This window comes from Candidatus Bathyarchaeota archaeon (genome assembly GCA_025059045.1).
Taxonomy (GTDB): Archaea; Thermoproteota; Bathyarchaeia; order Bathyarchaeales; family DTEX01; genus JANXEA01.
The window spans coordinates 178,506-196,735 of the sequence record JANXEA010000008.1; the positions used below are offsets into that span (position 1 = coordinate 178,506).

Consider the following 18,230-nt stretch of genomic DNA (forward strand, 5'->3'; position numbering starts at 1 on the left):
TCTACAACTCCATAAGCTCCTTGATTGCTTCCTCAGCTGTGAAGACCTTACGCCTCGAAGCCTCCACACTACTTCTTTCCATCTTCTCCTCGTCTTTTCTCCCGTCTCCCTCATTCTTAGGCTCCGCTGATTCTTTAGCCTCGGCTGCATCAACTCCTGTTCCGCCTTTCCGAAGTGATTGAGAAAGCCTCTTCCATTCATCCATGATTGCTTCTTGCTTGTCGGTTAGAGGCTTCTTTTCTCCTCCAGTCTCGACCTTTTCCGTAGGCTTCTTCTCTTGATGCGAATCTTTCATATCAGACTGCCCTATCGCCGATGGACTCTTGGGATTAAGATTCTCGTCTAAGAAGCCCTTCTTGATCAGCCTGTCGATTATTTCTCTGACCTCAACAGGCTCCATTAGGAGACGGAGACAAACCTCTTCAATTGTCTTACACTTTATAATTGCTGAGAGGACCTTTGCTTCTTGGATAGACAATCCTTCTAGCTTATACCCCCTATAGAAGCCGGATCTTATAGCATCAAGCTCTTTAATCCGTTCTTCAAGATAGGAGAGGACCTCCTTAGCCACGTCTATCCGCTCAGCTGGCCTCTCTTGGACTGGAACTTTAAGGTCGGTCTCCCTTGGCTTCTCCACAGTCTCGGCAGATGGCTTATAAGGAGATGTTATGATCTGAGAGCCTGAGAGCACTCTCCTAGTTATCCTTGCGTTAGGCCCGATCTTGACGGTTCTCTCTGTCGAGACGGCCTCGACAGTCGCGTTCTCTTCGAGTATTATATCCCTAAGCGAGTCGACGACGCCATTGATCACACAATTTCGCCCGACAACTACAACTCCTTCAGAAAGAACGTGACCCTCAACTATCGTTGACTCCCCCAATTCGACGCCGCCGAAAGCCTTGATACTTCCGTAAATGTGGCAGTTCCTGCCTACTTTCAAGCTTCCCTGAACAACCAAGGGATTATTGATGACTGTGCCGTCGGGTATGCTTATGTCACCGGTAACCCTCAACACTTCACTTGGAACCTTCACTCTTGCCTCTTCTCTAGCCTTCTCAAGCGGCGGAACTTCGACATCTGGCTTCTCTTCATATGTAGTCTGTTCAGGAACTCTTCTTGGACCCCTATCCTTCCTCCTAAAATACTCAAAGATTACGGGTGAGAAGAGAACCCCCAAAATAATGAGGGGTAAGAGCGACAACAGATTCATATCATCAGCCCACCATTTACACGCAGATGTGAAGTGTCCTTCGCATTCCTCCCGTTTCTGTTATTATTGCCGACGTGTCGAGTATGGTTCCATCTATGGTTGCCCCCTCGCGTGAGGATCAGATCGATCAGCGCCTTGGAGCAGCAGAACGCCATCAGTAAGAAGGCGAAGGTAAGCGCTGGAAGTAGCCAAAACATGCGTCTCCTCCTGTCAAGATAGACCCCTGAGCCTACCTCAAAGAACGGGGCGAAGTTGCCGACAGTGCTATAGGTGAAGATTGATAGGACGAAGATATACTGCTTCAGACTCTCCCATGAAAGAAGCATTGATTCACGAAGAATATAGCATGAAGCCCCCACAATCCATCCTACAAGAACGAGAATAGGCATAAAATAGATGCATAAGAGGAGAGTAAGATCAGCCTTCTCGTATAAGCTGAGGTGAGGAGCCCTAACCACTTTCCCCAAATGCTTCAGGGCGCATTGCATGTGTCCCTTAGCCCATCTATATCTCTGATTCCAGTAAGCCCTCCATGATGTTACAGCCTCCTCGTAAGCCTCGGCATCATTTACATATCTGATCTGGTAACCTTTCAGGGCAAGCCTAATAGTTAGGTCGGTATCCTCGGTTAGCATATCACTGTCCCATCCTCCAACCTTTTCTAACGCATCCCTTCTGAATCCTCCAACGGTTCCGCCGTATTGAGGAACAAGAACAAGCTCATCTCTAGCCTGCTGGTCTATCCTATAGCCGCCTATCCTCTCTAAAGTGACGATCTTTGAGACGATCGAATCGTCCTCATTCATAACTGTAACCCTTCCCTGAACCGCGCCAACTTCAGGATCAACGAACGGGGCTACAAGTTTCTCAATTATGTCGCGCTGCGGGTAGTAATCCGCGTCGAAGGTCAGAATTATCTCGCCCGTGGCAAACTTTATTCCATCGTTAAGAGCCGCTGGCTTCCCGCCGCCACCGTTTGGGCGATGCACAACTTTAATGTAACTGAATCTCGAGGCGAAGTCGTCACCTATCTGGCCAGTCGCATCAGTTGATCCATCGTCAATCAATATTACTTCGAGCCTATCCTTCGGGTAGGTTAGCTCAGTCATCCGATGCAAAAGGTTCCCGATCACCATCTCCTCATTATGGGCTGGTATAAGAACGCTTACTCTTGGAGTGTAGACCCCATTAATTCTGCGAAAAGATTTCATGAAGGACTGGGGCTTGCAGAATAATGCATAATAGGTGAAGATCATGTGTCGGCACATGTATGCAACCATTATCATGCAAAGAAAGATTGTGATAACCGTCAGAATCATTTCATGTTCTCTCTCCTAAGCCAAGACATGCCAAGAGACCATGTCGAAACAACCCAGACGAAGTCCACCATAGGTCCCAAGACAAAATGGGCAAAATAGAAGGCAGATAGACCGTAATTATATGCTATCGAGACAACCGCAGCGAGTCTGCTTAGATTCCATATAAAGCCGATAGACATGCTTAGAATAAACCATGCAGTCTTAACCTTAATGTTGCCCTTCAACAATCCAATAGTAAACGCCGATATAAAGGAAAATATTAGAAGAGTAATAAGCCCGGAACACTCTATCAACACCTTGAACCCCACAACACTACCGTCAAGCAGTCTCACATACATGAGATACTGAGAAGCTACATACTGCGTCCTGATCCCCGAGGCATCAAGCATAACCATTGCTGTTCGGGCTATTAGATCCCAAGCATATCCTGACGCAAGAAAAATAGCTATAACAGAGGCTAGGCAAATCATCAGGAACGCATGAAACATTGCAGGCCTTTCCTTCTCAGGATACGCGTCCATGAATGTCTACTTGCTCCATATATAGATTCCAAATACATACTATTGAATGATTTTCGTAGTCAACTTGATATTCCAAGCGTGAATATCAGGGTTTCCGAGAGATGATCGGGTAACACTTGTTAACTTTTTGCTATCTTTTTGTTTTCAATTGTATACGGACTGAAATATTTACATAAAAATGTTAAAATACACCGTTCTTTAACGGGGTGTATTCTTGAACCATCACGGTGCCATTGGCTTGATTAAAATATTTTGCCAAATTAGAAAATTAAAACCGGGACAACCCTTTTATATAGAGAGAGAATAAAAATAAAAGAGTCCCAGTTCAAATTCATTGAAATAGGGCTTTGATTTTTCATGATCACCCAGCGAGTACCCACAAGGATTCCGAAATTCGACGATTTAATAGGTGGAGGTTTCCCTAACAATAGCATGGTTCTTCTCGTGGGCTACCCTGGCGCGGGAAAAACAACATTTTCCTCACAGTTCATATATAACGGGGTAGTCAAAGACCATTCTAGAGGCGTCTATGTCTGCTTTGCCGAGACAAAGGAGACCTTCCTAAGGAACATGCTTAGGTTCGGATGGGACTTCGAAAAGTTGGAAAGAGAGGGCGAAGTAGCAATACTTGACCTCTCAGTCACTCGAGAAACAGGTCTTCAGAAGAATCTTGACATAATAATAGAAACACTGACCAATATTGGCGCCACGAGACTAATTTTAGACTCATTCACCGCGATGGGCATGGCATTCAAGGAATTAATTGACGCGCGTCTCATGATCCATCTCCTATATAGGTTTCTAAAAAAAGCAAACTGCATATCAATCCTCATCGTCGATCAGCCCTGGGGCACAACATCAATGGGAGAGGGAATCTTGGAGTTTTTAGCAGACGGGATAATCTACTTGGAAACATACTTCAATAGGAGGGGCAAACTCTCCAGAAGGGTAAGAATACTAAAAATGCGCGGTACAGATCATACGCTACTGCCACACCCATATGAAATTACCAATGAAGGCTTCACAATCCTGGACGTCCCATCGAGAAAAAGGTCCGCAAAAACGGTGAGATCAACTTAAAAGATCCAAGGTCAAACCTTAGAATACCAGTGTTATATACGTACGGATTCCATGTTATTTACTTATGTTTCAGTTATTCATGGGATTGACCTATACTACAGATTCTAACAATAAACTTTTTAAAATATATTAAACATAAACGATTAAAAAATACAGGTGCCATGTATATTTTTTCTTCACAATTATCATAAAATTTCTTGTCCAAATAAAAATCTGTGCCCTCAAGCACACAGACACAATCATTAAGCATAAACTCGTCCACCTTCGCAGTCAAATTAAGTAACAAAAATCAATCCGGAGAAGAACACTATAAATGTCGTCATTGCCACCATCTCACCCCAAAGAAGGACGCGATAATCTCAGGATACGACTCCGAACATTCGCTCAGACACATCCACTGCCAATGCTGCGGCAGAATTATTGCATGGCCCACAAATGGCACCAGAATAAGAAGCGCACTTGAGGGCATTTTTCTAACAATAACGGGAGGCACGCTTGCTTTTCTACTCTACCCATATCTGAACGTTTATGGGTTACAGATCGGCTTATACACCTCAGTCTTCGGCATAATAAAAGCGGCGATCCTCTAAATACGCTAACATCTAAAGGAAAGCGGAGAAAGACAGATTTTTAAACATGTCCAGATTGCATATATTTTGTGATACAAGATGCCTAAGACCGAAATGGACCTTAGATCCGAACTCATTTGTACACGTGTCACCTCTGCGATAAAAGAAGCCGTAATTGAAGAAGCACAGTTGGAGGGGTTAACACCCTCAGAGTGGCTTCGCAACCTAATTGTTAAGGAACTAAAGCAGAGGGGGGCCCTTCAGAGGACATACAAGTTTCCAGACATTGAACCAAATGATCAATGAGGCACATAAATAACCTATATCTTCTCCTCAGTCAATCTGCAGCATTCCATAGTTTAACGGCAAGACATGATTATCAATGAAGAACTTTTGAATTCAGAAGATGTGCAAAACTTTGATGCTGGACTATCAAAGCAGCGTCATATGCGCTAGTGACCTCCTATAGGATCGCCCTCAGCCCAGAATAAGGAGACTTTGCTTCCCAACATGTATAAGAAACCTAAAAAATCTTTAGAAGATGGAGGTGAGACAAAATATCTTTGTCTCCAAAAGATGGTGCCGCGGGCCGGACTTGAACCGGCGACAGCCCGGTTTCAAACCTATTTGGGCTTCAGCTTCACCCTCGCCCGCTGTTCAAATAGTCGCATGCGGTCGGGTGCTCTCCCAAACTGAGCTACCGCGGCATCAAGAAAATAGAATTGCCCCATCTTTATATAAAAATTTAGGCCTCTGTAACATAGTTCCTTAGAATTCCGATCTTCTCAATCTCTGCTTCAACAACGTCTCCTGGCTTCAAAAACTTCGGATAAGGTTTCATGAATGCCCCAACACCTGCAGGCGTTCCGGTTGCGATGATGTCGCATGGCTCTAGCGTCATCACCCTGCTAAGATGATGCACAACCTCATAAACGTTAAATATCATATTCTTTGTGGAGGAACATTGTCTAACCTCATCGTTTACACGTGTATACATTTGTAGGTTATTCGGGTCGCCTATCTGATCCGATGTGACGATGAATGGGCCGATAGGGGCAAACGTGTCGAAGCTTTTTCCTCTCGTCCATTGTCCGTCCTTAAACTGGATGTCGCGTGCAGACACGTCGTTAAAGACCGTGTATCCAAAAATATATTTGGATGCCTCTGAGACTGGAATGTCCTTTCCTCTTTTACCAATTATTACCGCAAGCTCAACCTCATAATCCAGCTTACTAACAAACCTCGGCTTCACTATATACTCTTCTGGTCCAATGATACATGTTCTGGGCTTCATGAAGATAATTGGCTCCTCAGGTACAGGGGATCCGGATTCTTCGGCATGGTCTCTATAATTCAGACCTAGGCATATGATCTTAGGCGGTGAAGAGATAGGCGCCTTAAGAACGACTTCGTTTAACCTCAGAGTTGACCTTTCTTTTTCATTCTCTGATAGATAGGAAAATTTTTCGACCAGACTCTTCAGTATCTCCTCAGGTCTCGAAGTAGCTGACATCAGGTTCTCTATACGCCCTGGTATTGCGTAGGAGCAAAGTCTCGCTACCGCTTTGATATCGAGTAATGAATCCCCATTCAAGACTCCAAAACTCTCTTCACCGTCGATCAAGAAACGCGCGATCTTCAAGTTTCAGGCACCCAAACTTTTTGGTAGAAAGCCAAATATAAACCATTCAGAACTATCAAGCCTTGGAAAGTTCTCTGTTATTGTAGAGTGATAATGGGAAGTGCTAGGATGGACATAATAGATGTCGCCGAGAAGATGTTGGCAAAGTATTCCCTGTGCAATAGTTGCCTAGGCAGGCAGTTTGCTTTTCTGGGTCATGGAATGGATAATGAGGATAGAGGTAGAATGATAAAAACCATCCTCACGATGAGGGCTCACATGATGGTTCTTGAAGGCGAAAAGAGGGGAATATCTCTTCTTAAGATTTTAGCCGTGAACGGTTCTTTTCCAATGGCCCGAGAAACTCTCCAGAAACTCAAAAGAAAAATTACCAGCGAGAGCCAGACATGTTTCCTATGTGAGAACAACTTACAAAAGTTAGATTCATACGTGGAGAAAGCCGCACGCTTACTTGGGGATTACGAATTTGATACGCTTCTTGTCGGTATTAAACTTCCACCAGAGGTTGAAGAGAGAGAAGACGAGTTTAGAGCCAGATTTGGAGTTAAGTACGGGGAGAACTTAAGAAATGAATTCAGCCGACTACTTGGGAAAAAGATATGCGATACTACAGGAAAAATAGTTGACTTCGCCAATCCTCATGTAGTTATAATCGTTAATCCGTTTAGCGGTGACGTGAAAATACAAGTCAAGTCTCTCTATATTATGGGAAGGTATAGAAAACTTGTTCGAGGCATCCCCCAGTCAAGGTGGATATGCTCCGAGTGCAGAGGTGTAGGTTGCCAAAAATGCGGAGGAACAGGCAGAATTTATCAGGAATCGGTTGAAGAACTTATCGGCAAACCGATTCTGGACGCGACGCATGGAAGCGACTTTGCTTTTCATGGGGCGGGACGCGAAGATGTAGACGCAAGAATGCTGGGCCGTGGCAGACCATTCATCATTCAGATCAAAAAGCCACGTAAGAGAAGCATTGACCTATCCGAAATCGAGAAGGCAATAAACACAAGTGCAAATGGAAAGATAGAAGTAAGAAATCTCAAATTTGTAAACAGAAACATGGTTAAACGGATAAAAACCGCTGAATCGGCGCCTAAAACCTACAAGGTCATCGTAAAGTTCGACCGAGAAATCACTGATGAAGAGATAGACAAATTGTCGTCATCATTATCTGAGACAATAGTCCATCAGCAGACCCCCCTAAGAGTAATACGGAGAAGATCTGACAAAGTTCGGGAAAAAAAGATATATGAGACGAGAATAAAAAGGATTTCACCAAACACGATATTAATGAGAATCAGATGCCAAGGAGGACTGTACGTAAAGGAGCTAGTCACTGGGGATAATGGGCGAACAAGACCCAGTGTTTCAGAGATCATTGGCGCAAGGGCAGAACCTATAGATCTTGATGTAATGGAGGTTTCGTACGAGGGATAAAAGGAATGTCTAAGGGGTATCGAAATAAAACCCGGGCATTACTAAGGAAAAAAGTTAGGGAACATGGAAAATTAGGTCTAAGCAGGCTTCTTCACACATATAACCCAGGCGATAAGGTTGTAATAAAGATTGATCCTAGCGTCCACAAAGGCATGCCGCATCGCCGATACCATGGCAAGATAGGTGTGATAGTAGGTAAAAGAGGAAGATCTTACGAGGTAACAGTTACGCAAGGAGACGAAATCAAAGAGGTTATTGTCAGACCTGAACACCTGCAGCCGCATCGTGAGGGGTAAATATGGCGAGGAGATTGATAAAGACTCAGCCAATTTCTATCCCACAAGTGAAAAAAATACTCCAATCCATCGGTGAGGAGAATTTAGATCAGTTTCAGCGCAGATCACTTGACTATGCCATAAAATTCTCCAAAATAGATGCAGCCTCAGCAGAGAGCTTACTAGAAGAATTGAAGAAAGAAGCGTTGATGGAAGAAGAAGAGGCTATTCAAATAATCAATTGTATGCCGAAAAGTATAGAAGAGTTAAGGGTTTTTTTGGCTGGCGGCAGAAAGATAATTGAAACATCCAAATTGGAGCTAATCTTAAATCTTTTAGACAAGTACAGAAGCAAAGGTGAAGATCAAAGTTAATGGAAGAAAAATATTATTAACATTTTTGTCATTAAATGTAGATATTAATCCTCTTGGGATGACAAATAATGACACATCTAATATTTCTGAAGGAGACATCAAACTCCAAAACATTTACTAATGGGTGTTTGTCCATAAGATTTTTTAGATTAGCCTCACATTATTCGGCTAAAAAGGAAAAGACGCATACAATCTGATTTTTGGTTTAGAAGGTAAAAATTCTGTCTAAAAGAAGGCGGAGGGGAAGAAAGGAGATTGTCTGAAAGCAGAGAAAGAGAAATGAGACAACTTTATGAAGAAAACGCCTTGGTACTTGATTATTTACCCTTCGGAAAACCTGGAACTGGAGGAAAATTTAGATCCGGTCCAATTGTCCAAATGATAGGCGAGAATTACTTTACTCTGCTTGAGGCAAACGTAAAGGCCGGGGTCATCCTTAAACCTTTAGACAGAGTCTATGTTGGTAAAGAAGCTCGAAAAGAGATATCATATATACTTGGCCGAATTGGTTATGATGAATTAACTGCAAACGCTAGATCAGAACTTGAAAACGCCATAGAGAAGATAATTCTTAGCCGAGAAAGGGAATTCGTCAATTTCTTTAATACAGCACAGCCCATTACGCCTAGAATGCACGCTCTGGAGCTAATTCCAGGCATTGGAAAGAAATACATGTGGAACATCATAAATGAGAGAGAAAGACAACCCTTTCAAAGCTTTGACGATCTTCAACGACGGGTCAATATTCCGAATCCCGCTAAACTGATAACTAAGCGAATAATAGAGGAACTCTCAGAACAAAGCAAATACAGGTTATTCACACGATCCTCGTGATTTAAGCGTGAATAACTTAGGACGTCAATTTTTTATACAAACCTTTCTTCCAGGCCGGGTGAATATGAACCTACGTGAGGAGGCTCAACGAATAATACTCCAGTATAGAATTAAACCGCGGAAACGGTTGGGGCAACATTTCTTAGTAGAGGAAGAAGCTATACAAAGGATTATCTCACACGCTTCCCTAACACCCAAAGATAGGGTTTTGGAGATCGGTGCAGGCTTAGGTTTTCTGACTGAGCGACTGGCAGAAAAGGCGGGGCATGTTATTGCTGTCGAGATTGACAAAAGACTTGCAAAAGTCTTGAGGGGAAGATTGGCAAAGACCGAGAACGTAACGATTCTTGAAGGCGATATATTAAAGATTGATCCTCCCCAATTCGATAAGGTGGTATCAACTCCACCATATAGAATATCATCCCAGATTCAATTCTGGATTCTGGAAAGGAAAGTTAAAGAGGCCACACTAACATTTCAAGAAGAATTCGCCAAATGTCTAGTGGCACCTATAGGCTCAAGAGACTATGGAAGACTAACAATAGCCACCTATTACAGAGCCGAAGCAGAAATCCTAGAGAAGATCCCAAGGGAGATGTTCTGGCCTCATCCACGTGTCGACTCAGTAATAGTTAAGCTAAGGTTAAGGAGCCCTCCATTCCATGTAGATAACGAAAAAATATTCTTCGACGTTGTTCGGGATATATTTACGCAGAAAAATAGGAAGCTGAGAAAAGCCATCATCCCATTCCTTACTCATTATAATCTCACGAAATCATCCATACAAGAAATAGCTGATTCTCTACCTTTCAGCAGTAGAAGACCTAGGGAACTATCCCCTGAAGAGATAGGAATGATCGCGGATGAGATATTTAGGAAACTTAGAGAGCTTAAAGTCTCGTTATGAGAAACGAATATCTACGGTTTTATATGTCTTAGTAATCTCTCTTCAAGAAGCCTCTTTGGGAAAACTCCCACAATCCTGTCAACTAGCTCCCCATCTCTAAAGACTAGCAAGGTAGGTATACTCACGATCTGATACTTGGAAGCGATTTCCTGATTCCTATCAACGTTAAGTTTTCCGAATAAGATCTTTCCAGCATAATCTCTAGCCATCTCATCTATGATAGGCGACATCATTCTACAAGGTGCACACCATGAAGCCCAAAAATCAATCACCACCAAGCCGCTTCTCCCCTTGACATCTTCAAAATTCCGTTCATCCACCTCAACTGGTTCACCTCTTTTTTCTGTATCGGAACCCTTCTCAGACCTTTTGAGCATCTCTCTTAACTTAGCTTCCTTAATTCTCTCGAGATCCTCATCCTCTTCCTTTTCCAAGATATGCACCAACTCATAACATACAATGTTTGAGAAATAGCGAAAGTGTTAATTAATCTTATTTTATTTTAGGAAGGGAAATACTAGAACCCTATGAAAATAATTTCAATTGATCATTGGAAGTGTAATTCATGGCGAAGAAATTTAAGATCCTACAGAAAACAGTTATTGCGCCAGAGATTAACCGGATGGAGGTTTATGCGCCATTAATAGCTAAGAAGGCGCAAGCTGGTCAGTTTGTCATTTTGAGAGTCGATGAACTTGGTGAAAGATTTCCATTGACTCTTGTAGACTGGGATCCAGCTAAAGGAACTATAGCGCTAGTATTTCAAGAGGTAGGGGTCTCAACCAAGAAACTTGGGAGACTAAAGGCTGGCGATTATATAGAGGATATAGTTGGACCTCTCGGGAATCCGACGGACATAAGAAGGTTTGGCTCTGTGGCGGTCGTAGGAGGCGGTGTTGGTGCAGCCTTAATATATCCATGGATTAAGGCCTTAAAGAAAGCTGACAACTATGTTCTCACGATCCTCGGCGCGCGGAACTTTAGGCTGCTACTTTTTGAGGATGAGCTAAAGAAATTAAGTAACGAAATCTACGTCTCAACAGACGACGGTTCTAGAGGGATTAAGGGTTTCACTTCTGAAGTGCTTCGAATGCTCATCGAGAATGGAAGAAGGTTTGATTTAGTTATGGCGGCGGGACCAGTTCAGATGATGAAAGCGGTTGCTGAAGTTACACGCCCATACAATATGAGAACTATTGTAAGTTTAAATCCGATTATGGTAGATGGAACAGGAATGTGCGGAAGTTGTAGGATAATGGTTGGCGGAGAAGTGAAGTTTGCATGCGTAGATGGACCAGAATTTGACGCACATAAGGTTGACTTCAACGATCTCATCAATAGGCTAAACATTTACAAGGATGAGGAAACTAGGGCGGCGAGAATTTTTGAAGATAGACAAAAAAACGCCTTTAAGAAAGATGCCTGAACTAGTTAGCTAGAAAATACTAAGCAAATAAGGACTATTAGCCATGAAGTATAGCAGAAGTTAAGAGTTATTGACTACTATTTCAACCTTATTTGAACTTCCACAGCGTCGCCGTCTTGTAAGCCTAGTTCTTTACGCAAATTAACTGGTGCCACAACCTCAATTAAGTCCTCCGGATAGGAAGGTATGTCAGGTCTTACAATTCCACCTGATATTTTTTTCGATATCTTGGCCTCGTATAATTTAGCGGAGAAGTATCCATTCCGCTCTGGAATACACCATCCGCCAATCTTTAGAAGTAGATTACCTATCCCTATTGAATGAGGCACTAGTATATTGAGCGTGCCTGAACTTGGTTTGAACCCCAGTCTTTTCTCAACCTCTCTTATAAACCAGTCTAACTCTGTGAATTTTTTGCCCTCGCCCAGCCCGGATGATACCTTTCCTCTAATAGTTAGAATCATACTGGTCAATTGCCCAATCTTATTGTCGTCAAGGGAGAGTTATTAGCAAGATATATATCAGCTTCTGTATCTTAAGAGAGAGAAATGGGGCAAATATCTGCTAATAAAAATGAGGGGTCAGGATCATCTAGGATATTGCGTATTTTTGACCTTCTTTCTTCCAAGCGATCAATAAGATTTTCAGTGTATCTTGTCTCTTTATCATTTTTTATAATTTTCATCCTTGTTCCGCCTTTAGTTGGCATACTTCAAAAATTTACTCGAGTTTGGGAGATTTACAAGATCCCAACACTTCTGGAAAGGGCTAACAATGCAATATTATGTTCCTTTCTACTTGCTTTCATAGTATCTACATTAGACATGATTGCAGGTTTACCTCTAGCATGGTTCATCGTAAGAAGCAGGTCTCGTCTGATAAACATAATTGATACCTTTGTAGATATACCATTCCTAATACCGACCGCTGCACTGGGTTATTCGGCGAGCCTTTTCTGGAGTAAATCACAGGGATTGGCAGGAATTTTCGGGATGGAAGAGCTTGTTCCTCCCGGTTTCATGCTTGTATTATTGCTTCATTTCATATTCTCATATCCAGTCATCGTTAGAGTGATGGTTGGCGAACTTCTAAACTACACGGAGATCTATGAGGTGGCAGCCAAAACCCTTGGCGCGCAACCTTTCACATCTATCAGAACAGTAACTCTCCCATTGCTCAAGCCTGCGCTTGTAGCCTCATTTCTCCTTTCATTCGCAAGATCTCTTTCAGAGACAGGGGCGACTGTCATGGTTGCTGGGCAGTTCGAAAATGGATCAGTCTTCATATTTAACAATCAGGACAAAGAATGTGCGCTGGTATACGTCAGTCTAATTCTGATAACATCTTCTATTATCCTCTTCTTCCTGATAAAATTGATAGCATTAAAACTTAAGATTCCAATTAGACATGCGTGGCCTAACTTAGAGAGGAAACTCAGTAGTCACCCTACCGTGAAGCTCCGGGATAGCTTAACTATAGCTGTATTCTTACTAATTGTTATTTCTCCATCTATTTATGTTGCCCTTCCATTAATCTATGCATTAGAAAATGGTACGGTGAACAAGGCATTAGCGGGAATTGGCCCTTGGAGTGCCTATTGGAGTAGCATATCCCTCTCTTACTCTATCGGATTCATATCAACTGTTATCAACATTCTAGCCGGATTACCCATGGCAATATTGATAGCAAGAAGAAAAGCAGGGCAGTTAAGTTCCCTCCTAGATTCTATAGTTAACATCCCGATTATCGTTCCTTCAATCGCTCTGGGAGTATCGCTCAGATTTTTCTGGGAAAGTGTAGGTTTTCTAAATGAGTTTTGGGTTCTAATATTATCCCATGCCACTATCACTTATCCTTACTTTGTTATGTCGATGTCAGCCGCCATTATGGGAATAGACAAAGAGATGGAGGAAGTCGCGTTTACACTAGGGGCTAAGCCTTTTACAATCTTTAGGAGGATAACATTCCCCCTCACAAAATATTCTGTCTTCTCAGGAGCTGTGCTTGTATTCACTCGATGTGTTGGTGAGACTGGAGCGGCAAAAGCGGCAGCCAAAACATTAAAGACAACGCCTGTTCTACTTGTTGAGTGGATCATTAAAGGCGTCGTCTCTCCATCAGAAAGTGCCTTAGGCGTAGGAATTCTCATATTAATATGCTTCATTGTACTCTTAATCCTCAGAGTTCTAATAAGAGGAGGAAAAAGATAGATCATTGCCATCACTTACCATGGTCAACGTAACTAAGAGATTCGGGAGAATTGTTGCAGTAAATAACTTGAGCCTCCAGGTAGAAGATGGTGAGTATCTATGTGTTCTTGGACCCACTGGAAGTGGAAAGACTACGTTGCTTAAACTTATAGCTGGAATTTTAAAGCCTGATGCTGGCGAGATCTATATTGGTGGAAAACTTGTCAACGATATTCCATCCTGTGAAAGAAATGTAGCATATGTTCCGCAAAGATATGCTCTCTTTCCACATATGACTCTTCTCGAGAACGTTGCTTTTGGTCCTATATCAAGAGGGATTACTAGGAAAGAGTCCTATAGGATCGCCAAGAGACTGCTTGAGATGATGCGATTGAGCGGCAGGGAGAATTCTTTTCCCCACGAGTTAAGTGGTGGTATGCAACAGCGTCTTGCGCTTGCACGTGGTCTCGCAACAAATGCCAACATACTCCTTATGGATGAGCCGTTGGGAGCGCTAGACGCAAGATTAAGAGTGGAACTGCGTTACAAGCTGAGGGAGATGGTTAAAGAAAACGGGCTTACGGCAATTCACGTCACCCATGATCAAGAAGAGGCAATGGTTGTTGGCGATAGAATCGCTGTCCTTAGACATGGTCAAATTCAACAACTAAGCTCGCCCATAGAACTTTATAACAAGCCCAGAAGCATATTTGTCGCGAACTTTGTCGGTGACACAAACTTCTTGGAAGGATTCATCTTTGAGACTCATCAGCTTGGCTCGTGGGTACAAATGCGAAATGGACTTGCTTTGCTTACTTACGAAAAATCCTTTTCGACAGGCGAGAAAGTTGTTCTTGCTATTAGAGACGAAGCCGTCGAAGTTGCTAGACAGACAAGGAAGAGAGAAGAGCTTAACCTCATACCAGGGACAATTCAATCCTCCAGTTTCCTCGGCGGTTTCATCTCATACAGTATACTATTAATGAATGGAGACCTTCTAAGGGCAAAAGTTCCCATTTCGGATAAAAGGAGGTATTCGATTGGTGAAAACGTAATTGTTCGCTTAAGACCGGAAAACATAATTGTATACCCATATCCTTCAGCGGGTTTATTCAGGGAGCTGGAGGTGTTTTAAGTTTCCCAAGATTAGACTGCGCAATATCTCAAAAAGGTTTGGTGAAATAATAGCCCTCGAGAGGGTTAATCTTGAAATTGAAGATAAGGAATACCTATGCATTATCGGGCCTAGCGGATGCGGGAAAACTACCCTGATAAAGTGTATAGCGGGAATCATTGAGCCTACGGAAGGTGAGATATATGTCGACGGAAAAATGATTAACCATGTCCCGATTCATGACCGCGGAGTGGGTTACGTTTTTCAAGATATAGCTCTGTTTCCCCATATGAGTGTTTACGAAAATGTTTCTTATGGTCCAATGGTTAAAGGTTTAGAACCGTCAAAAAGTAAGGATCTAGTAAGAGAGATACTAAGCCTGATGGCGCTTAGCGATAGAGCTAAAGATAGGCCGACGACACTTAGCGGTGGAGCACAGCAAAAAACTGCCATAGCAAGAGCACTTGCATCAGGTTCGCTCCTACTACTTTTTGATGAACCATTAGGCTCGTTAGATGCTAAGGTTAGGAGTGTGCTCAGGCATGAATTGAGAAGAATGGTAAAAGATCTGGGACTAACAGCGATTCACGTGACACACGATCAGCAGGAGGCCATGGCTATTGCCGACAGAATCGTCATAATGAGGGGGGGTAGAATTGTAGAGGTTGGGGCTCCTATCGACCTTTATCTTCGCCCAAAAGAATTGTTCACTGCAAACTTTCTAGGCGAGGCTAACTTTTTCCTAGGTGAAATAGTCGGAGAGGAGAATGGTGAGGTGAGGATAGAGACCTCTGATGGCACAATAGGAAGCAGGGAAGCAGAGGTTAAAGGTGTCAAGGTCGTCGCGTGCATAAGACCGGAATTCGTAATCATGAAAAGAAGGGATGAACCTAAACATGGATCATGGAAGGGAAAAATTGTGGATAAAGTATTTGCTAGCGGCTTTATCCGATTTGAGATTATGACAGAAGGCGGCAATCGAGTCGTATCAAAAAAACCCGTATTATCTCATTCAAACAAGTGGAACTTAAATGAGACAGTACATTTAGAGTTTCCATCAGATCATGTCTTACTTTATCCGTATCCCAGCTGCGGATTGGAACGGGCGATTTCAATCGAATAGCAAAGTTTAAAAAATTTTTCGACACTACTTTGATTAGTCCTCTAGGAGTTTTTAGTAATGGAAAAATGGTTTGAGAAACGTCGAATGAACAAGGTTCTTGACATTGCTTATAGGCAGATGACTGTGGCATTAGACACGGTAAACGATCTTGAAAGGACTGTGAAAGCTGCTTCAGTCGGAGATAAAGAGACTGCAACAGCAACGATAGAGAGACTCTTTCATGTAGAGGAGGAAATAGATAATTTGAGGAGAACAGTTTTCGAAGAGCTTACCAAAGGCGCACTCTCTGGCCGTGAACGGGAAGACATCATGCACCTTGTGAAACGGCTTGATATGATGGCAGATCATGTAAAGGACTCTGCAAGAAATGTTCTGGTGCTCCTTAATGCAAACATTCCAAGGGAGATATGGAGAGCTTTCCTAGAGATGTCATCTCAATTATCAAATACAGCTGCGGTTCTAAGAGAAAGCCTAAGATTTCTGGTTGAAGATAAATCCAAGGCAAGAGCTATGTCGGAGAAAGTGGAGGAAGAAGAAAACAAGGTAGACAAAAAGCATCTAGAGATAAAGACGCTATTAATAAAATATGGAGACGAGATGAGCCCTTCAGTTCTAATTATACTGAAGGATCTACTGGACTCTATAGAAGAGGCGGCCGATAGCTGCGCTGACACCGGAGATTACATCCGAGTGTTAACAGTATAAGCTAGCTGAATTTATTGTCTAGTTAAGCTTTGGCAGTCTTTTCTAGCGCAGCTACGCCCGGTAATTTGCTGCCCATGAGAAACTCTATTAATGCTCCTCCAGCCGTGCTGATGTAGGATATTTTATTAGATATTCCTAGTTCCCCTAATGCGGCAATGGTGTGTCCTCCGCCGGCCAATGAGAAAGCTTTTGAGGAAGCAACTGCTTCAAAAACCTCTTTCGTGCCTTTAATGAATTCTTTCCTCTCGTAAACACCTAGAGGGCCGCTGACAACGATAGATTTAGCCTTATTTATGATTTTAATATATTCATTGATTGTTTTAGTTCCAATGTCGAGAATAGGATAATCTGTGGGCAATGAGCTTACTGATATCTCTTTTCTCTTGCCTTCAATGTCCACTGCGACATCGATTGGAACTTTTATCCTATCAGGATATTTACTCATCAAATCTTTTATACCCTGCATTAGATTTGTAACACCCTGTTTCACTAGGTATTCCATATTAGGTTTTCCAAGGTCTATTCCCTTGGCCGCTAAGAAAAGATGGCCAGTTACTCCGCCTGTCAACACGAAATCTGCAATATTATTCGAAAGAACATAACTTGATATCTTCAATGAATCGTCAGCCTTTGCCCCTCCTAGGATGAAGATACATGGTTTTTCCGGGTTCTCCAGCACTCTAGCCAAAGCTTTAAGCTCCCTTTCCATTACTCTGCCCGCCACACTTGGCAGGAGAGCAGAAAAACCTACAATGGAGGCATGAGCTCTATGTGCTGCTGAAAAAGCATCATTAACGAATAAATCGGCGAGAGAGGCAAGTTCTCTCACGAAATCTGTGGTAGCATGTTCTTCCGGCGTCCTAACTTTCTGTTCATCTGGGCATGTTCTAGTATTAGCTAAGATAAGAACTTCGCCATTTTTCAAATTCTTTATGGAAACTTTCGCCATATCACCATATAAATCGTCCACATATCTTACTGGCATACCAAGGATCCTTGCGAGAGCTTGAGCATGTTGTTCAAGCGATATGAAATCCGGGTCTCCTGGCCGACCTTGATGAGCAAGTATTACAATTTTAGCTCCTCTTTCTGCCAACTCTTTTACTGTAGTTTCTCCATGAGCCTTAATTCTTGAGTCATCCAGAATTTTCTTGGTTAATGGATCCACTGGTGAGTTAAAGTCTACCCTCACTAGTACTACCTTACCCTCCACATCAACATCATTTAATGTTAGAAACTTCGCCATGTCTCCACCAGCCCTAAAACAAAAAATGTTAGCAGAAGTTTTTCAGCAGTTTTTAGCTACGGCTTGTCTTTTTTACCTATCAGCTCGATAAGTTCTACCATTCTGCAGGAAAATCCCCACTCATTGTCGTACCACGCCAGTACTTTGACTAGATTCTCGATTGTCATTGTTGATAACCCATCAACTATTGCCGAATATGTTGAGTGGTTAAAATCAGAAGAGACCAGAGGTTCTTCTGTATATGCCAGGATGCCTTTCA

21 protein-coding genes and 1 tRNA gene are annotated in these 18,230 nt (G+C 42.6%); 13 read left to right on the forward strand and 9 right to left on the reverse strand.

The window, feature by feature from the left end:
* Position 1: 1 nt before the first annotated feature.
* Genes NZ952_02980 through NZ952_02990 form a run of 3 tightly spaced genes read right to left on the reverse strand, consistent with a single transcriptional unit; the run spans position 2 to position 3,050 of the window.
* A complete protein-coding gene (locus NZ952_02980; GenBank protein ID MCS7120151.1) occupies positions 2-1,210 on the reverse strand; it encodes a hypothetical protein in 1,209 nt (402 codons plus the stop codon).
* Positions 1,207-2,529, reverse strand: coding sequence for a glycosyltransferase family 2 protein (locus NZ952_02985; GenBank protein ID MCS7120152.1), 1,323 nt, complete (start codon positions 2,527-2,529; stop codon positions 1,207-1,209). Before NZ952_02985 ends, NZ952_02980 begins: the two co-directional genes overlap by 4 nt.
* A complete protein-coding gene (locus tag NZ952_02990; protein MCS7120153.1) occupies positions 2,526-3,050 on the reverse strand; it encodes an archaeosortase/exosortase family protein in 525 nt (174 codons plus the stop codon). The genes NZ952_02985 and NZ952_02990 overlap by 4 nt, the downstream gene beginning before the upstream one ends.
* Before the next feature lie 357 nt (positions 3,051-3,407).
* Here NZ952_02990 and NZ952_02995 point away from each other — a divergent pair, with 357 nt between their 5' ends.
* The 3 genes from NZ952_02995 (at position 3,408) to NZ952_03005 (ending at position 5,005) form a co-directional block, all read left to right on the forward strand.
* Positions 3,408-4,130 (forward strand): AAA family ATPase, encoded by a 723-nt coding sequence (locus tag NZ952_02995; protein MCS7120154.1) that lies wholly within the window; start codon positions 3,408-3,410, stop codon positions 4,128-4,130.
* Between the two features lie 215 nt (positions 4,131-4,345).
* Positions 4,346-4,720 (forward strand): hypothetical protein, encoded by a 375-nt coding sequence (locus NZ952_03000; GenBank protein MCS7120155.1) that lies wholly within the window; start codon positions 4,346-4,348, stop codon positions 4,718-4,720.
* A gap of 78 nt (positions 4,721-4,798) precedes the next feature.
* Positions 4,799-5,005, forward strand: a complete 207-nt coding sequence (locus NZ952_03005) for a hypothetical protein (protein ID MCS7120156.1) — start codon at positions 4,799-4,801, stop codon at positions 5,003-5,005.
* A 271-nt stretch (positions 5,006-5,276) separates the two neighbouring features.
* On the opposite strand, the gene NZ952_03010 is transcribed toward NZ952_03005, so the two are convergent.
* Positions 5,277-5,406, reverse strand: a tRNA-Phe gene (locus NZ952_03010).
* A 38-nt stretch (positions 5,407-5,444) separates the two neighbouring features.
* A complete protein-coding gene (locus NZ952_03015) occupies positions 5,445-6,341 on the reverse strand; it encodes a fumarylacetoacetate hydrolase family protein (GenBank protein ID MCS7120157.1) in 897 nt (298 codons plus the stop codon).
* Between the two features lie 93 nt (positions 6,342-6,434).
* On the opposite strand from NZ952_03015, the gene NZ952_03020 reads away from it, so the two are divergent.
* The 5 genes from NZ952_03020 (at position 6,435) to rsmA (ending at position 10,168) form a co-directional block, all read left to right on the forward strand.
* Positions 6,435-7,778 (forward strand): tRNA pseudouridine(54/55) synthase Pus10, encoded by a 1,344-nt coding sequence (locus tag NZ952_03020; GenBank protein ID MCS7120158.1) that lies wholly within the window; start codon positions 6,435-6,437, stop codon positions 7,776-7,778.
* Complete coding sequence (locus NZ952_03025; protein ID MCS7120159.1) at positions 7,775-8,074, forward strand: 50S ribosomal protein L21e; 300 nt, start codon at positions 7,775-7,777, stop codon at positions 8,072-8,074. The genes NZ952_03020 and NZ952_03025 overlap by 4 nt, the downstream gene beginning before the upstream one ends.
* A 2-nt stretch (positions 8,075-8,076) precedes the next feature.
* On the forward strand, positions 8,077-8,427 hold the full coding sequence (locus tag NZ952_03030) for an RNA polymerase Rpb4 family protein (GenBank protein MCS7120160.1): 351 nt from the start codon (positions 8,077-8,079) through the stop codon (positions 8,425-8,427).
* 255 nt (positions 8,428-8,682) lie between these two features.
* Positions 8,683-9,261, forward strand: coding sequence for a DUF655 domain-containing protein (locus NZ952_03035; GenBank protein MCS7120161.1), 579 nt, complete (start codon positions 8,683-8,685; stop codon positions 9,259-9,261).
* Between the two features lie 64 nt (positions 9,262-9,325).
* Positions 9,326-10,168, forward strand: coding sequence for a 16S rRNA (adenine(1518)-N(6)/adenine(1519)-N(6))-dimethyltransferase RsmA (gene rsmA / locus NZ952_03040; GenBank protein MCS7120162.1), 843 nt, complete (start codon positions 9,326-9,328; stop codon positions 10,166-10,168).
* An 11-nt stretch (positions 10,169-10,179) separates the two neighbouring features.
* Here the strand turns inward: rsmA and trxA are convergent, their stop codons facing one another.
* A complete protein-coding gene (gene trxA / locus NZ952_03045; GenBank protein ID MCS7120163.1) occupies positions 10,180-10,602 on the reverse strand; it encodes a thioredoxin in 423 nt (140 codons plus the stop codon).
* A gap of 131 nt (positions 10,603-10,733) precedes the next feature.
* Between trxA and NZ952_03050 the strand changes: the two genes are divergently transcribed.
* A complete protein-coding gene (locus NZ952_03050; GenBank protein MCS7120164.1) occupies positions 10,734-11,594 on the forward strand; it encodes a sulfide/dihydroorotate dehydrogenase-like FAD/NAD-binding protein in 861 nt (286 codons plus the stop codon).
* Between the two features lie 77 nt (positions 11,595-11,671).
* Here NZ952_03050 and NZ952_03055 read toward each other — a convergent pair whose 3' ends face one another.
* Positions 11,672-12,058, reverse strand: a complete 387-nt coding sequence (locus NZ952_03055) for a CTP-dependent riboflavin kinase (protein MCS7120165.1) — start codon at positions 12,056-12,058, stop codon at positions 11,672-11,674.
* Between the two features lie 84 nt (positions 12,059-12,142).
* Here NZ952_03055 and NZ952_03060 point away from each other — a divergent pair, with 84 nt between their 5' ends.
* Genes NZ952_03060 through NZ952_03075 form a run of 4 tightly spaced genes read left to right on the forward strand, consistent with a single transcriptional unit; the run spans position 12,143 to position 16,725 of the window.
* Positions 12,143-13,804 carry an ABC transporter permease subunit gene (locus NZ952_03060; protein ID MCS7120166.1) on the forward strand — a complete coding sequence of 554 codons (1,662 nt, stop codon included), beginning with the start codon at positions 12,143-12,145 and terminating at the stop codon, positions 13,802-13,804.
* A 4-nt stretch (positions 13,805-13,808) separates the two neighbouring features.
* Complete coding sequence (locus tag NZ952_03065) at positions 13,809-14,918, forward strand: ABC transporter ATP-binding protein (GenBank protein MCS7120167.1); 1,110 nt, start codon at positions 13,809-13,811, stop codon at positions 14,916-14,918.
* Complete coding sequence (locus NZ952_03070; protein ID MCS7120168.1) at positions 14,866-16,020, forward strand: ABC transporter ATP-binding protein; 1,155 nt, start codon at positions 14,866-14,868, stop codon at positions 16,018-16,020. Before NZ952_03065 ends, NZ952_03070 begins: the two co-directional genes overlap by 53 nt.
* 57 nt (positions 16,021-16,077) lie before the next feature.
* Positions 16,078-16,725 (forward strand): DUF47 family protein, encoded by a 648-nt coding sequence (locus NZ952_03075; GenBank protein MCS7120169.1) that lies wholly within the window; start codon positions 16,078-16,080, stop codon positions 16,723-16,725.
* 22 nt (positions 16,726-16,747) lie between these two features.
* Here NZ952_03075 and pgk read toward each other — a convergent pair whose 3' ends face one another.
* Both pgk and NZ952_03085 read right to left on the reverse strand, forming a co-directional pair.
* Complete coding sequence (gene pgk / locus NZ952_03080) at positions 16,748-17,971, reverse strand: phosphoglycerate kinase (protein MCS7120170.1); 1,224 nt, start codon at positions 17,969-17,971, stop codon at positions 16,748-16,750.
* A 56-nt stretch (positions 17,972-18,027) separates the two neighbouring features.
* On the reverse strand, positions 18,028-18,230 hold a 203-nt coding region (locus NZ952_03085), incomplete at its 5' end, for a type I glyceraldehyde-3-phosphate dehydrogenase (protein ID MCS7120171.1).

Bases quoted from the DNA above. Each gene is read 5' to 3' on its own strand.
- NZ952_02980 (MCS7120151.1), bottom strand. From the start codon at position 1,210: ATGAATCTGTTGTCGCTCTTACCCCTCATTATTTTGGGGGTTCTCTTC.
- NZ952_03020 (MCS7120158.1), top strand. From the start codon at position 6,435: ATGGGAAGTGCTAGGATGGACATAATAGATGTCGCCGAGAAGATGTTG.
- NZ952_02985 (MCS7120152.1), bottom strand. From the start codon at position 2,529: ATGATTCTGACGGTTATCACAATCTTTCTTTGCATGATAATGGTTGCA.
- NZ952_03005 (MCS7120156.1), top strand. From the start codon at position 4,799: ATGCCTAAGACCGAAATGGACCTTAGATCCGAACTCATTTGTACACGT.
- NZ952_03060 (MCS7120166.1), top strand. From the start codon at position 12,143: ATGGGGCAAATATCTGCTAATAAAAATGAGGGGTCAGGATCATCTAGG.
- NZ952_03050 (MCS7120164.1), top strand. From the start codon at position 10,734: ATGGCGAAGAAATTTAAGATCCTACAGAAAACAGTTATTGCGCCAGAG.
- NZ952_02995 (MCS7120154.1), top strand. From the start codon at position 3,408: ATGATCACCCAGCGAGTACCCACAAGGATTCCGAAATTCGACGATTTA.
- rsmA (MCS7120162.1), top strand. From the start codon at position 9,326: ATGAACCTACGTGAGGAGGCTCAACGAATAATACTCCAGTATAGAATT.
- NZ952_03055 (MCS7120165.1), bottom strand. From the start codon at position 12,058: ATGATTCTAACTATTAGAGGAAAGGTATCATCCGGGCTGGGCGAGGGC.
- NZ952_03030 (MCS7120160.1), top strand. From the start codon at position 8,077: ATGGCGAGGAGATTGATAAAGACTCAGCCAATTTCTATCCCACAAGTG.
- NZ952_02990 (MCS7120153.1), bottom strand. From the start codon at position 3,050: ATGGACGCGTATCCTGAGAAGGAAAGGCCTGCAATGTTTCATGCGTTC.
- pgk (MCS7120170.1), bottom strand. From the start codon at position 17,971: ATGGCGAAGTTTCTAACATTAAATGATGTTGATGTGGAGGGTAAGGTA.
- NZ952_03075 (MCS7120169.1), top strand. From the start codon at position 16,078: ATGGAAAAATGGTTTGAGAAACGTCGAATGAACAAGGTTCTTGACATT.